The sequence below is a fragment of the Microvirga arvi genome (genome assembly GCF_016892765.1).
GTDB lineage: Bacteria > Pseudomonadota > Alphaproteobacteria > Rhizobiales > Beijerinckiaceae > Microvirga > Microvirga arvi.
On sequence record NZ_JAFEMD010000001.1, the window covers coordinates 48,100 to 66,206 of the forward strand.

General features: G+C 65.2%; 17 protein-coding genes. 4 read left to right on the forward strand and 13 right to left on the reverse strand.

Features of this window, described 5'->3' with window-relative positions; translation table 11 throughout:
• From ILT44_RS00275 to ILT44_RS00310, 8 genes are all read right to left on the reverse strand, one after another.
• Positions 1-624 carry a class I SAM-dependent methyltransferase gene (locus tag ILT44_RS00275; protein ID WP_204237548.1) on the reverse strand — a complete coding sequence of 208 codons (624 nt, stop codon included), beginning with the start codon at positions 622-624 and terminating at the stop codon, positions 1-3.
• 67 nt (positions 625-691) lie between these two features.
• Entirely contained in the window at positions 692-1,840 is a 1,149-nt protein-coding gene (gene dnaJ / locus ILT44_RS00280) for a molecular chaperone DnaJ (RefSeq protein WP_204237549.1), read from the reverse strand.
• A gap of 208 nt (positions 1,841-2,048) precedes the next feature.
• Entirely contained in the window at positions 2,049-3,968 is a 1,920-nt protein-coding gene (gene dnaK, locus ILT44_RS00285; RefSeq protein ID WP_204237550.1) for a molecular chaperone DnaK, read from the reverse strand.
• A gap of 240 nt (positions 3,969-4,208) precedes the next feature.
• The gene (locus ILT44_RS00290) at positions 4,209-4,460 is read right to left on the reverse strand and encodes a DUF6894 family protein (protein WP_204237551.1); all 252 of its coding nucleotides are present in this window, start codon (positions 4,458-4,460) and stop codon (positions 4,209-4,211) included.
• Between the two features lie 217 nt (positions 4,461-4,677).
• Entirely contained in the window at positions 4,678-4,935 is a 258-nt protein-coding gene (locus ILT44_RS00295) for a hypothetical protein (RefSeq protein WP_204237552.1), read from the reverse strand.
• Between the two features lie 109 nt (positions 4,936-5,044).
• Complete coding sequence (locus ILT44_RS00300; protein ID WP_204237553.1) at positions 5,045-5,953, reverse strand: bifunctional helix-turn-helix domain-containing protein/methylated-DNA--[protein]-cysteine S-methyltransferase; 909 nt, start codon at positions 5,951-5,953, stop codon at positions 5,045-5,047.
• Positions 5,954-6,064: 111 nt separating this feature from the next.
• Positions 6,065-6,349 (reverse strand): hypothetical protein, encoded by a 285-nt coding sequence (locus tag ILT44_RS00305; protein WP_204237554.1) that lies wholly within the window; start codon positions 6,347-6,349, stop codon positions 6,065-6,067.
• Between the two features lie 1,121 nt (positions 6,350-7,470).
• Positions 7,471-7,950 (reverse strand): DUF2244 domain-containing protein, encoded by a 480-nt coding sequence (locus ILT44_RS00310; protein ID WP_204237555.1) that lies wholly within the window; start codon positions 7,948-7,950, stop codon positions 7,471-7,473.
• Between the two features lie 50 nt (positions 7,951-8,000).
• Between ILT44_RS00310 and nth the strand changes: the two genes are divergently transcribed.
• Complete coding sequence (gene nth, locus ILT44_RS00315) at positions 8,001-8,744, forward strand: endonuclease III (RefSeq protein WP_239467804.1); 744 nt, start codon at positions 8,001-8,003, stop codon at positions 8,742-8,744.
• Here nth and ILT44_RS00320 read toward each other — a convergent pair.
• Together ILT44_RS00320 and ILT44_RS00325 are read right to left on the reverse strand one after the other, a co-directional pair.
• Positions 8,741-9,004, reverse strand: a complete 264-nt coding sequence (locus tag ILT44_RS00320; protein WP_204237556.1) for a hypothetical protein — start codon at positions 9,002-9,004, stop codon at positions 8,741-8,743. The genes nth and ILT44_RS00320 overlap by 4 nt on opposite strands.
• Before the next feature lie 3 nt (positions 9,005-9,007).
• Complete coding sequence (locus tag ILT44_RS00325; protein WP_204237557.1) at positions 9,008-9,805, reverse strand: undecaprenyl-diphosphate phosphatase; 798 nt, start codon at positions 9,803-9,805, stop codon at positions 9,008-9,010.
• 178 nt (positions 9,806-9,983) lie between these two features.
• Between ILT44_RS00325 and ILT44_RS00330 the strand changes: the two genes are divergently transcribed.
• Both ILT44_RS00330 and queG read left to right on the forward strand, forming a co-directional pair.
• A complete protein-coding gene (locus ILT44_RS00330) occupies positions 9,984-10,676 on the forward strand; it encodes a glutathione S-transferase family protein (protein WP_204237558.1) in 693 nt (230 codons plus the stop codon).
• Positions 10,574-11,815, forward strand: coding sequence for a tRNA epoxyqueuosine(34) reductase QueG (queG, locus tag ILT44_RS00335; protein WP_204237559.1), 1,242 nt, complete (start codon positions 10,574-10,576; stop codon positions 11,813-11,815). Before ILT44_RS00330 ends, queG begins: the two co-directional genes overlap by 103 nt.
• Positions 11,816-11,820: 5 nt before the next feature.
• Here the strand turns inward: queG and olsB are convergent, their stop codons facing one another.
• Positions 11,821-12,753 (reverse strand): l-ornithine N(alpha)-acyltransferase, encoded by a 933-nt coding sequence (gene olsB / locus ILT44_RS00340; protein ID WP_204237560.1) that lies wholly within the window; start codon positions 12,751-12,753, stop codon positions 11,821-11,823.
• A gap of 179 nt (positions 12,754-12,932) precedes the next feature.
• Positions 12,933-14,471, reverse strand: a complete 1,539-nt coding sequence (locus ILT44_RS00345; RefSeq protein ID WP_204237561.1) for a YifB family Mg chelatase-like AAA ATPase — start codon at positions 14,469-14,471, stop codon at positions 12,933-12,935.
• A 368-nt stretch (positions 14,472-14,839) separates the two neighbouring features.
• Between ILT44_RS00345 and ILT44_RS00350 the strand changes: the two genes are divergently transcribed.
• Positions 14,840-15,292: a response regulator gene (locus ILT44_RS00350; protein ID WP_204237562.1), complete on the forward strand. Its 453-nt coding sequence runs from the start codon at positions 14,840-14,842 to the stop codon at positions 15,290-15,292.
• Positions 15,293-15,300: 8 nt separating this feature from the next.
• Here the strand turns inward: ILT44_RS00350 and mutS are convergent, their stop codons facing one another.
• Positions 15,301-18,027, reverse strand: coding sequence for a DNA mismatch repair protein MutS (gene mutS, locus ILT44_RS00355; RefSeq protein WP_204237563.1), 2,727 nt, complete (start codon positions 18,025-18,027; stop codon positions 15,301-15,303).
• Positions 18,028-18,107: the final 80 nt, after the last annotated feature.

Below are 18,107 nucleotides of genomic sequence, written 5' to 3' on the forward strand. Positions count from 1 at the left end.
TCATGGATGATGGACCCTGTTGTAGACCCACACGCGGGCCGGGGGCAGGTTGCGCCAGATCCGGTTGGAGGCTCTGGCCCTGTAGGCTTGCGAGCGCGCCGGGATCGGCGGCACCACCGCATAGGTGAACTGGATGAAGGGCCCGTTGGGGTGCATCAGCTCCTGCGCGACCTCGAGAAGCTCCAGGCGCTGGTCCATGGGCTTGGTGAAGAGCGGCAGGCTCGACACGGTGGCCGCTGCCGGCTCCTCGAGGATACCGGAGAGCGTCTCCTTGAGATCGTAGGCATCGCCCTGGATGATCGTCGCCTTGGGGAAGCGGCGCTTCAGCAGCTGGCAGAATTCGGGGTTGTATTCGATGAGGACCAGCCGGTCCTGCGCCACGCCGCGCCGGATCAGGGCATCGGTCACCGGGCCGGTGCCGGGGCCGAGCTCGACGACAGGCCCGGGAATGCGCGGATCCACATAGGCCGCCATGGTTCTGGCCAGGATCTTGCCGGACGGGGTGACCGCCCCCATGACGAGCGGTCGTTCGAGCCAGGAGCGCAGGAAGCGCGCCTCGTCCTGGAAACGATCTTTCTTGAGAGGGAACTTCCGGGCCGTTGGCCGTTGAAACGACTGAAGCACTGGCAGAGAACCCCTCAACTGGCGGATCGCCGTGTTTGTTTAGAACCCAATGAAAACGACCGTCAAGTTAAGTTGATCCGCCCAACCCATCCAGAAACTCGCGGAATCGCGAGAAAAAGCCCGAGCTCTCCGGGTGATTTTCCTTGGAGCACTCCTGGTCGAACTCCATCAGGAGCTCGCGCTGGCGCTTGGTGAGCTTCTGCGGAGTTTCCACAACAACCTGAATGTAGAGGTCGCCCACATCGCGCGAGCGCAGCACCGGCATGCCCTTGCCGCGCAGGCGGAACTGCTTGCCGGTCTGGGTGCCCTCGGGCACCTTCACGAGCGTCTCGGAGCCCCCGAGCGTCGGCACGCTGAACTCGCCCCCCAGCGCCGCCGTCACCATGGAGATCGGCACGCGGCAGAACAGGTCCGCGCCGTCGCGCTGGAAGAACGGGTGCGGTTTCAGGGACAGGAAGATGTAGAGATCGCCCGCAGGCCCGCCGCGCAGGCCCGCCTCGCCCTCGCCGGCAAGGCGGATGCGCGTGCCGTCCTCGACACCGGCCGGAATGTTCACGGAGAGAGTGCGCTCGCGGGTAACCCGGCCGGCGCCGCCGCAGGAGGCACAAGGATCGTCGATGACCTCGCCGCGCCCATGGCAGTTCGGGCAGGTGCGCTCGATGGAGAAGAAGCCTTGCGTCGCCCGCACCCGGCCGGCGCCGCCGCAGGTGGGGCAGGCCTTGGGCTTGGAGCCCGGCTTCGCGCCGCTCCCCGAGCAGGCCTCGCAGGTCACGGAGGTCGGGATCTTCAGCTCGGCATTCTTGCCGTGGAAAGCCTCGTCGAGGGTGATCTCGAGGTTGTAGCGCATGTCGGCGCCGCGCTCGCGTCCGCCTGTGCCGCGCCCGCGTCCGCCGCCCCGTCCGGTGGCATCGCCGAAGAAGTTCTCGAAGATGTCCGACATGAAGTCGGAGAAATCGCCGTTGAAGCCGGCGCCGGCGCCACCGCCGCCATTGGCGAAGGCCGCATGGCCGTAACGGTCGTAGGCCGCGCGCTTCTGCCCGTCGGAGAGGGTTTGGTAGGCCTCGTTGATTTCCTTGAACTTGACCTCGGCCTCGTGATCGCCGGGGTTGCGGTCCGGATGATACTGCATCGCGAGCTTGCGGAAGGCGGATTTCATCTCCGCTTCGCTGGCCGTCTTCACGACGCCGAGAACCTCGTAGTAATCGCGCTTGGACATGTCAGGCGCCCCTCGGAGCGGTCGGCCGCTCCGTCATGCTCGTTGGCCGCCATGCATGCGCTGCACAGGGAAAGGCTCCGAAAGCCCTTGCCGGAACATCGCGAAAAGCGGTCGGTTGATCGGTCATTTTTGATTCAAGCCCATTCATGAAAACGGCACCCGGACATGAAGCCGGGTGCCGATTTTCCTCAATGTGCGCTCATGGCTTTTAAGCGCGCTTCTTCTTGTCGCCTTCGTCGACTTCCTGGAAGTCGGCGTCGATGACGTCGTCCTTCTGGGCAGCCTCGCCTTCAGGCTGCTGCTCGCCGCCTTCCGCAGCGCCGGCCTGAGCCGCATACATGGCCTCGCCGAGCTTCATGGACGCCTGCATCAGGTCCGTGGTGCGGGCCTTGATGACCTCGGAGTCCTCGCCGGCAAGCGCCTGACGCAGGGCGTCGATGGCGGTCGTGATGCCCTGCCTGTCGGACTCGGACACCTTGTCGCCGTACTCGGCCACGGACTTCTCTGTGGCGTGGATCAGGCTCTCGCCCTGGTTCCTCGCCTCGACGAGCTCGCGGCGCTTCTTGTCTTCCTCGGCGTGAGCCTCGGCGTCCTTGACCATCTTGTCGATGTCGGCATCCGACAGACCGCCGGAGGCCTGGATGCGGATCTGGTGCTCCTTGGCCGTAGCCTTGTCCTTCGCCGTGACGTTCACGATGCCGTTCGCGTCGATGTCGAAGGTCACCTCGATCTGCGGCACGCCGCGGGGTGCGGGCGGAATGCCCACGAGGTCGAACTGGCCGAGCAGCTTGTTGTCCGCCGCCATTTCGCGCTCGCCCTGGAAGACGCGGATGGTGACCGCATTCTGGTTGTCTTCCGCGGTGGAGAACACCTGGCTCTTCTTCGTCGGGATCGTCGTGTTGCGGTCGATCAGACGGGTGAACACGCCGCCCAGCGTCTCGATGCCGAGCGAGAGCGGGGTCACGTCGAGGAGCAGAACGTCCTTCACGTCGCCCTGGAGCACGCCGGCCTGGATGGCCGCGCCGATGGCCACGACCTCATCCGGGTTGACGCCCTTGTGGGGCTCCTTGCCGAAGAAGTTTTTGACGACTTCCTGGATCTTCGGCATGCGGGTCATGCCGCCGACGAGAACCACCTCGTCGATGTCGCCCGGCGAGATGCCGGCGTCCTTGAGCGCCTTGCGGCAGGGCTCGATGGTCTTCTGCACGAGGTCGTCCACGAGCTGCTCGAACTTGGCGCGCGAGAGCTTGAGGGCGAGGTGCTTCGGGCCGGAGGCGTCCGCCGTGATGTAGGGCAGGTTGATCTCGGTCTGAGACGCGGAGGACAGCTCGATCTTGGCCTTCTCGGCCGCTTCCTTCAGGCGCTGCAGGGCGAGCTTGTCCTTGGTCAGGTCGATGCCCTGCTCCTTCTTGAACTCGGCCGCCAGGTACTCGACGAGGCGCATGTCGAAGTCCTCGCCGCCGAGGAAGGTGTCGCCGTTCGTGGACTTCACCTCGAACACACCGTCGCCGATCTCGAGCACGGACACGTCGAAGGTGCCGCCGCCCAGATCATAGACCGCGATCATGCCGGTCTGCTTCTTGTCCAGGCCATAGGCCAGGGCCGCAGCGGTGGGCTCGTTGATGATGCGCAGGACCTCAAGACCGGCGATCTTGCCGGCGTCCTTGGTGGCCTGACGCTGGGCGTCGTTGAAATAGGCCGGAACCGTGATCACGGCCTGGGTGACCGGCTGCCCGAGATAGGACTCGGCCGTCTCCTTCATCTTCTGAAGGGTGAAGGCGGAGATCTGCGAGGGCGACATGGTCTTGCCGTCGGCCTCGACCCAGGCGTCGTTGTTGCCGCCCTTCACGATGTGATAGGGGACGAGGCCCATGTCCTTCTTGGTCATGGGGTCGTCGAAGGTGCGGCCGATCAGGCGCTTGATGGCGAAGAAGGTGCGCGACGGGTTCGTGACCGCCTGGCGCTTGGCCGGCTGGCCGACGAGGCGCTCGCCTTCGTCCGTGAAGGCCACGATGGACGGGGTCGTCCGGGCGCCTTCCGCGTTTTCGATGACTTTGGGCGTCGTGCCTTCCATGACAGCGACGCAGGAATTGGTGGTGCCGAGGTCGATACCAATGACCTTACCCATGGCGGGATCCCTCACTTTCAAGCAGACCGCCGGGCCCTAAAAGCAGCCCGGCCCATGGCTTAATGTTGATGACGAAAGGACAGGACCGTCTCACGCCGAGCCGAGCCCTGTTCTGGCGCTGATATAAGAAGGGGTTTTGAGCGCTGCAAGACGATCGTGACGGCTAGATTGGCTCAATTCATCGCAGCCGGGCCCTGTTGCATTCCTGCAATAAGGGCGGCGAGGCCGGATCTGCGGCCTTCAGGCGGGTTGGCTCTCGGGGACGATCTCGATGATCAGGGTGAGGGCCGCCCGCAGGACCACCTGCCCGGCCTCGTCCCTGACGCTGACGATGAAGGTGTTCTGATCGTTGCTGGGAATGGCATCCCTTGCCAGATCGGGCAGCGCCCTCTGGGCCTCGGCTTTCGCCATGTCGAGGCTGTCCAGGTCGATCCCCTCGGGGTCGGGGACGAAGCGGCTCCCATCGTAGGTGTCGAAGAAATAGCGAGGCATCGGAAATTTCTACCGAATGAGGGCCGAAGATTCCGAGGATAGGGCAATTTGCCCGCCGTTCCATCAGAAAACGTGAGCCAAGCTTGAGAATTCAGTCATTGAGTAGGCGGGCGATTGTTTTCGGGTCATCCCGGCCGATCCAGCCTGCCATCTCCCGATGCACGGCCCGTCTGGCCTTGGAGACGCCTCTCACGCGCCGGTTCAGGCCTTGCCCCATTCAGCCCGGCACGCCGGTCGACCAGCCCATGATCGGCAGGAGCTGGTCGCGCTTGAACCGTTCTGCGCGCTCTCGCTCCATGGCCTCGATCTGCCCGGCCGTCGGCTCGCAGTCGCCGTCGTTGTCCTTGAACGTCACCGGGACATCGTCCAGGGCGTCCGGTGCCGGCGTCTTGGAAGCGGGGTCGTGCCCGCCAAGGACGTTGAAGAGCGGCCAATGCGCGATGTGGTGCCAGAGCCTCTGGATCGGTGCGCCCATGGCAGCCTCCTCTCCTCCGAGAGCATGCTCTCGGAGGAGAGGATAGCACAGGCAAGTCCAATCTCTAAGTTAGCGAGTTGATCGGTCTCGCCTGTGGCGAGCGAGATCTCTACGCTTCGCTTCCGTTCAAGCCCCGCCCGGCCTCCCACCCGAGGATGGCCTGCTTGCGGGTGAGCCCCCAATGATAGCCGGTGAGCGCGCCGGAGCGGCCGAGCACCCGGTGGCAGGGGACCACGAAGGAGATCGGGTTCTTGCCGACCGCCGCGCCGACCGCCCGGGCTGCGGCGGGCTTGCCGATATGACGGGCGATGTCGGAATAGGTGGTAGCCCGGTCTCTGGGGATGCGCAGCAGGGTCTGCCAGACCCGGACCTCGAAATCGGTTCCGATGAGGACCACCCGCAGGGGCTGCTCCGCCTGCCATTGCGACGGGTTGAAGATGCGCTTCGCCAGCGGAGCCGTGGCGGCCTCATCCTCCACGTATTGCGCCTTCGGCCAGCGCCGGGTCATGTCGGCGAGCGCCGCCTTCCGGTCGCCGTCGTCCACGAAGCCGAGGCCTGCGAGGCCTCTTTCGGTGGCGATCAGGATCGCCTCGCCGAAGGGGGAGGGGTGGAAGCCGAAGCGCATGGTCAGCCCCGAGCCGCCCGTCTTGTAGTCGCCCGGCGTCATGGCCTCGTGGGTCACGAACAGGTCGTGCAGCCGGGCCGGTCCCGAGAGGCCGAGCTCGTAGGTGGCGTCGAGCACGCTGGCCGAATCCGCCAGCAGCGCCTTGGCGTTGTCGAGGGTGATCGCCTGCAGGAAAGCCTTGGGGCTCAATCCCGACCAGCGCCGGAAGAGATGGTGCACATGGGTGGTGGAGAGCCCCACATGGTCGGCGATGGTCTCGAGCGAGGGCTGCTCGCGCCAGCGCTCGGAGATGAACGCGATGATCCGGCGCACCCGCTCGTAGTCGGAATGGGGCTCGTCCGGCACGGTGAAGGCTGCCGGTTCGATGGTGATGTCGCGCAAGGTATCGAGCATGGGAATGATCCTTATTGGCGACCATCCTAGCGATCCGGTGGGAGAGCGACACCCGATTTCTGTGGCGCTTCCCCCGTCATCTCCATGCCTTCGCTACATGCTGGGCCTTCGCTACATGCTGGCGAGAATGCCGGCTGCTTGTGCCAGAGACACGAACATCTTCCGAGCATGCTCGATCGTGGCGTGATCAGGATGCTCATGAGCGCATGCCAGGGCCGCAGCGGCAATAAGCCAGATGCCGGGGCTGCGGGCACGAAGCTCGGCGAGCTGCCTGATGCCGTACCATCGCATCACGGCCAGCGCCTTCGTGAGATCCTTGATCGGATACTGCCGCTTCCCCCCGTCTGCGGCTTCGATTGTGATGACGACGGGCGAACTAAAGGAATGTCGATTCATAAACGAGTTCCAAGATGAAAGCTGGGGCAGAACGGCTCATTCGCCGGCCGCTACTGAAGATCTGCCGACCAGAGAGCGAAAAGATTCGGCCGCCTCCAGAGGAGAAAGTGATCCTGCGTCGCCAGACCCAGGCTCCTGTCTTTCTCTCGGCGTGCGAGTTCTGCTTCAATGTCCTGAAGCTCACGCTCCAGCCGACGGATAAGGCGGCTGGACGAAGGCTTGGGTGCGTATTTCCTAGTTTTCATCGGAGCACTCAGGATAGGCGTTTCCCGTCAGCATTCCGCGAATGCGTGACAGTTCATCGACTGCGATCTGGCCCCGGATAGTGTTTATTTATTTATAATATTGCAGACTTATACTGGACTAGTGACGTATCGTCAGTCGGGAAGCCGACATATCATCAAGATTTCTTAACCTATGTTAGCTTGTTGTCGTGCAAGTCGTTCAGATTGTTCACGGCCTTCACCGCTTCGCTATGGTCCGCTATTGGGACGCCGATTCCCGCTACGCTTCCTTCCGGGAATGACACCCTCACTGTCATTCCGGGCTCCGAAGGCGAGTCGGGGTTCGCTGCAGGACAGAGCGCGGCTTTCCCCTCCCCCCTCTGCGGGGAGGGTGGCGAACGAAAGTGAGCCGGGAGAGGGGCTGTGCGTGACGTCTGACGGCCCCTCTCCCGACCCTCGCTGACGCGAGGGCCACCCTCTCCCGCACAGGGGAGAGGGCAGGCGCACGTGTTCTCATTTTGTTCTTGACAAGGTTCCTAAGCTCGGCTATATCGTTGTCTTAGATCTGGTCCTGTCGAGGGGCGCGCTCGCGAGGCGTCGCAGTGCGGGAGCAGACACGGTCTCGCAGGCTTGCCTCGCACGCAGTCTGGCGAGAGGCCCAGGCTGTGTGCCGGTGGTCGGAATCGGTTCAAGGCCCCCGTCGAGCAGACGGACCCCGCCTTAAACGGTCACCGGGCTGGCACCGCCTGTCCGCCTAAAGAAACCGTGCGCGAAGAGGCATCTCGGCTCTTCCATCTCACACCATCCATCATCGAGCCGGGCTGCCCGTCGCGCCACCCTCGATCACCCATCAGGCTCGCAGCGCAACGCTGCGGGCCCCAAGGCGCTGGCTTCGTCTCAATAGCCCCGCTTCACGTCCGCCAGGGCGCGGCCCAGCGCCTCGGCCAGGGTCTCCCGCTCCGGCGGGGAGAGGTCGCGGGCGATGACCACGTGCTCGTTGCGGGAGGTGAGCGCCAGTTGCTGCATGCCGTATTCGTCGTCGACCTCCCGGTCGAGGCGGGTCCAGAGCGGGTTGAACTGCCAGTCCTTCACCTCGCCCTTCGGGCTGACTTTTCGGAACAGAAGCCGGATCGGGGTCAACTCGACGAGTTCGAAGGCATCGCCCTGCCGGTAGCTGACGCGGAATGCGATGTAGAGGCCGAGGAAGTCGAGCCCGAAGAAGCCGGCCACGGGCCAGAAGCCCATGACGATGAAGGGCACGCTCGCCACCAGGGAGGTGATGCAGACCAGCACCATCACGACCTTGAACCCTTGGGGGCTCAGGGAGCGGTGCGGGCGGATGACGGCCGAGAACACCGGCTGTTCGAACCGGTCCATGCCGTCAAATGTCGCCTTGCTGCCTGCCATAGCCCAGTTATAACGCAGAAATGTCCGATCTGAAGCAGCCCTCCCGCCGCATTTCGAAGCCGAAACCCAAGCCTGCCATCCCGGCGAAAGCCGTGGGCAGGGCCGTGCGGGCCCGCATGCCGAAGCGGGTCGACCGGGCGACCATGGTCGAGATCTTCCGGCGCCTGCACGCGGCCAATCCCGAACCCAAAGGCGAGCTCGATTACACGAACCCCTACACGCTGCTGGTCGCCGTGACGCTCTCGGCCCAGGCGACCGACGTGGGCGTCAACAAGGCGACCCGCGCCCTGTTCGCCGTTGCCGACACGCCCGAGAGGATGCTCGACCTCGGGGAAGAGGGCCTGCGCCAGCACATCAGGACGCTCAACTTCTTCAACACCAAGGCGAAGAACGTCATCGCCATGGCCAGGCGCCTCGTGGAGGAGTTCGGCGGCGAGGTGCCCAATTCCGTCGCGATTCTGGAGACCCTGCCGGGGGTCGGCCGCAAGACCGCAAGCGTCGTGGTCAACATCGCCTTCGGCGATCCGAGGGTTGCAGTCGACACGCATATCTACCGCGTCACCAACCGCCTGCCGCTCGCGATCACCAAGACGCCGCTCGACACGCAAATCGCGCTCGAACAGCTGATCCCGGACGAGTACCGGCTCCATGCCCATCACTGGCTCATCCTGCACGGCCGCTACATCTGCAAGGCGCGCAAGCCCGAATGCTGGCGCTGCCCGGTCAACGACCTGTGCCGCTATCCGGACAAGACGATTCCTTAAATCGGAACTCCCGCGGGCCTGAGGCATCGGGGTGCGCTGGGGGTGCAGGCGATGCCCGGCGTCGAGCAGGCCAGTCCTTCCGGAACGCGGCGGCAGACGACGCAGCCGTCGGTCCATTCGGCGCAGGACGGGCCCGGAGCCGAGCCCTGCGCCGGAGCCTGAGGCTCCAGGCCTGCTCCTGCAATGATGGCGAATGTTACAACCAGCAATGCGATGGCGATGGAGATGACGACCGCAAGGGCTTCGTCGCGCGGGGGCATGGATCAGCCGTAGACGATCAGGCCCGCGAGACCTGCGGCCCCGACGAGGATGCGCCAATAGGCGAAGGGCGTGAAGCCGTGGCGGGAGACGTAGTCGAGCAGCAGCTTCACCACGAGCAGCGCGGCGATGAAAGCGGAGAGGAATCCTGCGACGATGATCGCGGCGTCGTTGGCGGAGAGGAACTTGTAGTTCTTCAGCAGGTCATAGACGAAGGCTCCGGCCATGGTGGGCATGGCCAGAAAGAACGAGAATTCCGCCGCCGCACGTTTTGACGCGCCCATCAGCATGGCGCCGACGATTGTGGCGCCGGAGCGCGACACGCCGGGGATCATCGCCACGCATTGGATGAGCCCGATCTTGAGGTACATCGACAGGGTAAACCGTGTCGCGTCGGTTTTTGTCACCTCAAGCGGTATCCGGTCGATGGCGAGCAGCACGAAGCCGCCGACAATCAGGGTGACGCACACGATCCAGGGATCGAAGAGCACCTCCTTGATGAAGCCGTGCAGAACCGCGCCGATCAGCGCCGCGGGCAGGAAGGCGACCAGCACGCCGATGACGAAGTGGCGCGCCATCGGGTCGTGCGGCAGGGCCTTTGCGATCGACCAGAGCTTGTTGAAGTAGAGCGAGAGGATCGCCAGGATCGCGCCGAGCTGGATCAGGACCTCGAAGGTCTTGCCGGTCGACTCGAAGCCGAGGAAGTGGCCCACGAGGAGCAGATGGCCCGTGGAGGAGACGGGAAGAAACTCCGTCAACCCTTCGATGAGGCCGAGAAGGAGCGCCTCGATGATTTGCGACATCGTTGAAAATCCTGAAGACGGCGCCAGATGCGGGAGCGATCCTAAGTCTGTCAAGCAAGGTTTGCGCTGCCGGCGTTATCCTTTTGCGCAGGGAGCATGAGATTCACCATTATTCCTTACCAACCCTTAACGAAGCACGGCCTTATTCTCGCCGCCTGTTTCGCTCTCTCATAGATTCATGGCCACCCTGCATTCTTATCCCTTTTGCCCGCAGTCGCGGTTCGCGCGTCTCATTTTCGCAGAGCTCGGCCTTGAGCCGGATGTGGTCGAGGAGAAGCCGTGGGACCGCCGCGTCCCGTATCTCGAAATCAATCCGGCCGGTAATCTGCCGCTGTTCCTCGACGACAACGGTCTCGCGGTGCCCGGTCCCATGGGCGTTGCCGAATATATGGACGAGACCCGGGGCGAGGATCTGCGGGACCGGCGCTTCCTGCCGAGGGATCTGGCGCAGCGGGTCGAGGTCCGCCGCCTGCTCGACTGGTTCCTGATGAAGTTTCACGGCGAGGTGTCTGACTACCTTGCCACAGAAAAGATCTATAAGCGGTTCATGCCCAGCGATCTGGGGGGCGGTCCGCCGGACATGGGCGCGATTCGCGCCGCCCAGACCAATGTGCGATATCATCTCAAATATATCGGTTTTCTGATTTCCAAGCGGAATTGGCTGGCCGGCGACCAGATGACCTATGCGGATCTGGCGGCGGCGGCCCATCTGTCGGTGGTGGATTATCTCGGCGACGTGCCATGGAACGAGGACGAGACAGCGAAGCTTTGGTACGCCAGGATCAAGTCCCGGCCGTCCTTTCGCGCGCTCCTGGCGGACCGGGTGCCGGGCATGGCGCCGGCGGACCACTACGACAACCTGGATTTCTAGACCACGCGCTCAAGCGGGCCTTCATCGAGCGCGCCAAGGCGCTCGGCTTCGACACGATCCGCATCGCCCGGCCGGGTGCGATCCCGCTCGCGCCGGAACGGCTCAAGGCCTGGCTGGATGCCGGCCACCACGGCTCGATGGAATGGATGGCGGATACAGCGGAGCGCCGCGCCGATCCCCGCACCCTCTGGCCGGAAGTGCGCAGCCTCATCCTGCTCGGGCTCAATTACGGTCCGACCGACAACCCTCTCGCGGAACTCGCGCAGAAGGATCGCGGTTACATCTCGGTCTATGCCCGCAACCGCGACTACCATGACGTGATCAAGGGCAAGCTGAAGGAGGCCGCAGGCTTCCTCGCCTCCAAAGCCTCCTCCGACGTGAAGGTCTTCGTCGACACGGCCCCGGTCATGGAAAAGCCGCTGGCGGAGGCGGCCGGCCTCGGCTGGCAGGGCAAGCACACGGTCATCGTGTCGCGCGACTTCGGCAACTGGCTTTTTCTTGGCGCCATCTTCACCACGGCGGAGCTGCCCGCCGACGAACCGGAGCACGATCATTGCGGCTCCTGCCGCCGCTGCCTCGACATCTGCCCGACGAACGCTTTTCCCGCGCCCTATCAGCTCGATGCGCGCCGCTGCATCTCGTATCTCACCATCGAGCACAAGGGGCACATTCCGGAAGAGCTGCGCCCCGGCATCGGCAGCCGCATCTTCGGCTGCGACGACTGCCTGGCGGTCTGCCCCTGGAACAAGTTCGCTCAGGCTGGGCGCGAGGCGCGTCTCATGCAGCGGGAGGACCTCGCCGCTCTGCCGCTGGCGGATCTCGCCCGCCTCGACGACCCGAGCTTCCGCGCCCGCTTTGCCGGCACCCCTGTCAAGCGCACCGGACGAGAGCGGTTCATCCGCAATGTGCTCATCGCGATCGGCAACTCGGGCGACGCGAGCCTTGCCCAAGAGGCAGAGCATCTGCTCGATGATGCCTCGCCGCTGGTGCGTGCCATGGCGGTCTGGGCGCTCGGGCGCTTGCTGCTGCCCGACGCAATAGTGCGTCATGCTGCCGAGCGGCTGGATCAGGAAATCGATCCGGATGTGCGCGAGGAATGGCACCGGGCGATGGCGGCACGAGTCGAGGCCGTAGCCTGACCAGCTCAGGCGGCGTGGCGGTTTGCGGCCGGACCGAAATGGTCGATGTAGCGCGGGTTGATCGCCGAGACGGGCAGGACGACCAGCACATCCGTGGTGCCGAACTGACGGTCGATCACCGCTCCCGTGCCGAAGGTGGCGCCGAGGCGCAGGTAGCCCTTGATCAGGGGCGGCAGAGCGCGGAGGGCGGCCTTCGGATCGACAGCCGCCTTGGGCAGCAGATCCATGGCCGTGAAGCGTCCCGGCAGGGCGCGGGCCTGCCACTCGGCCGGCGCGGCGGCGTAATGGTGCAGGAAGCTCAAGGGAAGCGCCAGCTCGCGCGGATCCGTGCCTTCCAGGCTGGCGCAGCCCATCATCACGTCGATGCGGTGATGGAGCACATAGGTCCAGATCCCGTGCCACAAAAGCTCGACCGTGCGCTTGTTGCGGTAGGGCTTGAGCACGCAGGAGCGGCCGAGCTCAAGGAAGCGCAAGTTGGGATGAGCCTTCAGCAGGGGCGCGATATCGTATTCGCCCCGGGTGTAGAACCCGCCATGGCGCTCGGCCAAGTCCTGGCGCAGCAGGCGGTAGGTGCCCACCACCTTCGGCTTGGCGGGCCGGAAGGGCTTTCGCTTCACGTCATGGTCAAGCACGAGGAGATGGTCGCAGATGGCGTCGTAGGCATCGACGTCGCGGCGCGAGATCAGAGCCGCGCCTCTGGGGGCCGCCGACATTTCCCCGTAGAAGACCTTGAAACGCAGCCGTTGGGCACGCCGGATCTCCTTGGCGGTAGTGGCCAAGCGCACTTCGAGGGAACCGATCCGGCCGAGCACGGGATCGAGCTCACTGTGATCGCGGACGATCCTGTCGGTGCGAGGAATGAGCTTGCTCAGGCCGTCGGGGCGAGAACCCATCGAAGCGGAAGGAGGCGCCGCCTCGATCAAGGGAGAAATACGCATCGCTGCCTCAAACGCTCCTGTCTCCAAAGCCGGGCTAGGGTTGGCACCAGCTGGCTTTCGCCATGGACATAAAACCCGTTCCGAACTGTTTTGTGACAGAAATCATGAATGGGCCGGTGGGACAATGTCAGGCCGGTCGAAGCTGCAGCAAGCTTGCGCGAAAGGATCCCCAACCCCGGTCAAGCCGCGGCCGGCCGCCGGTCCGCATGGGCACGATAGGAGAGGGCCTCGGCCACGTGGATGCGGCGGACCCGCTCCTCGCCGTCGAGATCGGCCAGCGTCCGGCCGACCTTCAGCACCCGGTGGAAGCCGCGGGCGGAGAGGCGCATGGCATTGGCCGCATCGCGGATGAGGGACAGGCCTTCCGGATCGGGCTGCGACACCTCCTCCAGCAGCGCCGGAGGGCAGGCGGCATTGGTGGTGATGCCGTCGAGCTTCAGGGCCGCATAGCGTTTCGCCTGCCGCTCCCGCGCCTGTGCCACCCGGGCCGCGACTTGCGCCGAGCCCTCGGCCGGAGCCGGCAGGATCAGGTCGGCTGCGGTCACCGCCGGAACGTCGATGGAAAGATCGATGCGGTCGAGGAGCGGTCCCGAAAGGCGAGCCTGATACTGCGCGATGCAGCGCTCGTTCGGCTGGCGGCGGCAGACATAGCCGGGCTCGGTGGCCTGCCCGCAGCGGCATGGATTCATGGCGGCGACGAGCTGGAAGCGTGCAGGATAGGTGACGCGGTGGTTGGCCCGGGCGATCAGGATCTCGCCCGCTTCCAGCGGCTGTCTCAAGGAATCCAGCACCTGCGGCTGGAACTCCGGCAGCTCGTCGAGAAAGAGCACGCCATGATGGGCGAGCGAGGCCTCGCCGGGCCGGGCGTTGAGGCCGCCGCCCACGAGCGCTGCCATGGAGGCCGAATGATGCGGTGCCCGGAACGGGCGGCGGCTGGACAGGGCGCCATCCGCCAGGAGGCCGGCCACCGACTGGATCATCGAAACCTCGAGCAGCTCCCGCGGCGAGAGCGGCGGCAGGATGGAGGGGAGACGCTGGGCCAGCATGGACTTGCCGGTTCCCGGAGGGCCGTTCATCAGCAGGTTATGCGCGCCGGCTGCCGCGATCTCCAGGGTCCGCTTGGCGCTTTCCTGCCCCTTGATGTCCTTGAGGTCGGCCAGCATGGCGGAGGCGGGCATGATGGCAGGCTCGGGCCGCGCCAGCACCTGCGTGCCCTTGAAGTGATTCGCGAGCTGGATCAGGGAGCGCGGCGCCAAGATCTCGATGTCGCTGCCGGCCCAGGCGGCTTCCGAACCGCATGCCTCGGGGCAGATCAGCCCGTGCTCGCGCTCGTAGGCCGCCATGGCCGCGGGAAGGACGCCTGCGACTGTGGTGATCGATCCGTCGAGCGCCAGCTCGCCCAGCACCGTGAAGCCGGCCAATGCATCCGCCGGAATGGCGCCGATGGCTCCCATGACACACAATGCGATGGGCAGGTCGTAGTGGCTGCCCTCCTTCGGCAGGTCGGCCGGCGCGAGATTGACCGTGATCCGCTTGGCCGGCAGAGCAAGGCCGGAGGCGATGAGGGCGGAGCGAACCCGCTCGCGGGACTCCGCCACGGCCTTGTCGGGCAGGCCCACGATGGTGAACGCTACCGCGCCGGCGGAAATCTGCACCTGCACATCGACAGCACGCGCTTCGATTCCCTCGAACGCAACCGTGGAAACGCGCGTAACCATCCAACAAACCTCCCGCAGAGGCCCGATGTTAGCGCGGCCATACGAAACGCGATAGTGTTTCGAATTCTTCCGCGAAGAAGATCCTAACCGGGTGCGGAACTCTGCTCCCGGATCGACGTTGAGTCCCACTGCACCGGGGAAACTCACAAGGTGACTGCACGCCGATGCGCCTATTCCGGGAAAGGCGACTCATGGCACAGGGCAATTTCGTTTCGTTGATGCCATGGACCTTGCGCCTTCTCCGTCCTGCTTCCTTTCAGAGACCATGATGCCGATCCAACGATTGAACAGCCGCTTGACTTGGTCCGAAACGAAGCCAGGTAAACGCGTAGAGATTGCAGCGCCCGGCGACGCGCAGGAGACGAAGTTTGAGTAGCGAGAAGCCTTTGCGCATCCTCATCGTCGAGGATGAGATCCTGATCGCCCTCGAACTCGAAAGCCTGCTCCAGGATCTGGGGCATGATGTCGTGGGCATCGCATCCTCGTCCGGTGATGCCCTTGCCCTCGGCCGAGACCTCAAGCCCGATCTCGCCTTTGTCGACATACACTTGGCGGATGGCCCGACCGGTGTCGACGTGGCCCGCAAGCTCGCCTTCGAGGATCAGGTCACGGTGCTGTTCATGACGGCGAATGCCAAGCGCATCCCGGAGGATTTCGCGGGTGCCTGGGGCGTGATCGCCAAGCCCTATACGGAACGGGGCGTCCGTGAGGCCCTGGCCTATGTCATGGCCGGCCAGCCCCGCCAGTCGCAGGAGGCGCGCACGGTGACTTTCGTCCCTTTCGGCGCTGCGAACCGTCAGCGTAGTTCCCAGATGTCCTGACCGTACGTCTATTTCTGCGCCTTGAGGCGGTAGAGGGCGTCGAGCGCCTCCCGCGGCGTCATCTGGTCGGGATCCAGGGCGTCGAGGGCCTCGCGCAGGGCATCCTGCTTCGGTGCCGCAGGAGGCTCGTTGCGGACGGGAACGGCAAAGAGCGGCAGGTCGTCCAGAAGCGCACGCTTGGGCGCCTCCCGATCCGATCTCTCCAGCTCACTGAGAATTGTCTTCGCCCGTTGGACGACCGGCGCCGGAAGGCCGGCGAGACGCGCCACCTGAAGGCCGTAGGAGCGGTCGGCGGCTCCGGGCACGACCTCGTGCAGGAACACCACCTCACCGCTCCATTCGGTGACCTTCAGGGTCGCATTGGAGATGCGCGGCATCCGTTCGGCGAGCGCCGTCAATTCATGGAAGTGGGTTGCAAAGAGCGCCCGGCACCGGTTCGTCTCGTGCAGATGCTCGATCGCAGCCCAGGCGATGGACAGGCCATCGAAGGTGGCTGTGCCGCGGCCGATCTCGTCGAGGATGACGAGCGAACGGGCGGTGGCCTGATTGAGGATGGCGGCCGTTTCCACCATTTCGACCATGAACGTGCTCCGTCCCCGCGCCAGATCGTCGGCCGCGCCCACCCGGGAGAAGAGCCGGTCGACGATGCCGATATGCGCCTCCTTCGCCGGAACGTAGGAGCCCATCTGAGCCAGCACGACGATCAGGGCGTTCTGGCGCAGATAGGTGGACTTGCCGCCCATGTTCGGGCCGGTGATCAGCAGGATATGACCCGCATCCTTGCCTGAGAGATCCGAATCGTTGGCGATGAACGGAACACCTTCGCGCTTGAGCGCTGCCTCGACCACGGGATGGCGGCCGCCCTTGACCCTGAAAGCAAGGCTTGTGTCGACGACGGGCCGCGTCCAGTCGAGGCGCATGGCGAGGTCGGCCAGCGCCGCCGTCACGTCGATGACGGCGATCGATTCCGCAGCCGCCGCTATCTCGGCCGTGAGATCGAGCAGCGCCTGCACCATGTCGTCAAACTGGGCGAGCTCGATCTTCAGCGCCCTGTCGGCGGCCGAGGCGATCTTCGACTCGAGTTCCCCGAGTTCCATGGTGGAGAAGCGCATCGCCCCTGCCATGGTCTGGCGATGGACGAAGATATCCTTCCAGGGTTCCCTCAAGAGGTCCTCGCCCATGTTCTGCGGTACCTCCACGAAGTAGCCGATCATGTGGTTGTGCTTGACGCGAAGCGTCCGGCAGCCGGTCTCGGTGGCGTAGCGCGCCTGGAGGGCCGCGATGAAGCGGCGCGAATCCTGCTGCAGCTCGCGCAGCTCGTCGAGGTTCGGGTCGAAGCCCGCACGGATGAAGCCGCCGTCGCGCTTGAGCAGGGGCAGGTCGTCGGCGAGCGCCGCAGCCAACCTGTCGGCCACCTCCGTGCGCAGGCGCTGGAGCACCTGCGCGGCCTCCGCCAATTCCGTCGGCAGATTGGGTGTGATGGCAAGCTCGAGTCCGAGTTCGCGCGCCGCGAACAGGCCGTCGCGCACGCAGGCCAGATCCCGCGGACCGCCACGCCCGAGGCTGAGCCGCGAGAGGGCGCGGGCGAGATCCGGCGAGCGCTTGAGGATGCGCCGCAGCCGATCGCGCAGGTCGCCGTTCTCGACGAGGGCCGTCACCGAATCCTGCCGGTCGCGGATGAGCCCCGGATGGGTGAGGGGACCGGCGAGCCGCTCGGCGAGCAGCCGCGCGCCGCCGGGCGTCACGGTGCAGTCGATGGTGGCGAGCAGGCTCCCTGTCCGTTCGCCGGACAGGGTTCGGGTCAGTTCCAGGTTGGCGCGGGTCGCCGCGTCGATGGCCAGCGCCGCGCCGGCCGTGTCGCGGGAGGGCGGGTTCAGCACCGGGCGGCTGTCGATCTGGGTCTTCTCGACATAGAACAGCGCGCTGCCCGCTGCCGTAATCTCGGCCGGGCTGAAAACACCGAAGGCATCGAGGGTTGCGACGCCAAAGTAACCTTTGAGCCGCCGCTCGGCGGAGGCAGGATCGAGCCCTTCGCGGGAGAGCGGCGTGATGGAGGCGCGCGTCTCCTGCCAGAAGCCCCTCAGCTCCGGATCGTCGTGGATTACGTCCGGCACCAGGATCTCGCGCGGCTCGAAGCGGGCGATCTCGGCCGGGAGGCCGGTGCCGTCCGTCTCGCTCACCACGAAATGGCCTGTGGATATGTCGAGGGCCGCCAGGCCGTAGCACCATTGCGTGTCGGAGGCCCGGCGGCGGGCGATGGCGAGCAGGTAATTGGCCCGGCCGGGCTCCAGCAGGCGCTCCTCGGTGATCGTGCCGGGGGTAACGAGGCGCACCACGTCGCGGCGAACGACCGATTTCGCGCCGCGCTTCTTCGCCTCCGCCGGATCCTCGGTCTGCTCGCAGACAGCCACCCGGTGGCCCAGGCCGATCAAGCGCTGGAGGTAGTCGTCGGCCCGCTCCACGGGCACGCCGCACATGGGAATGTCCTGACCCTGGTGCTTGCCGCGCTTGGTCAGCACGATGCCGAGCGCCTGGCTCGCGATCTCCGCGTCCTCGAAGAACAGCTCGTAGAAGTCCCCCATGCGGTAGAACAGCAGGCTGTCCGGGTTGGCGGCCTTAATCTCGATGAACTGCGCCATCATGGGCGTGACCCGGCTGTCCTGGACGGGCTTGGCGGCTCCGCTGGCGCTGGCTTCGAGATTTTCAGAGGGCTGGTAGGCGGCTTGGGATGACATCCGACCTGTTTAGCAAAGCCCGGAGCCCCTTTCACCCGTATCATGGGGTCCGAAGGGCGGATGTGGACAAGTCTTGAGGA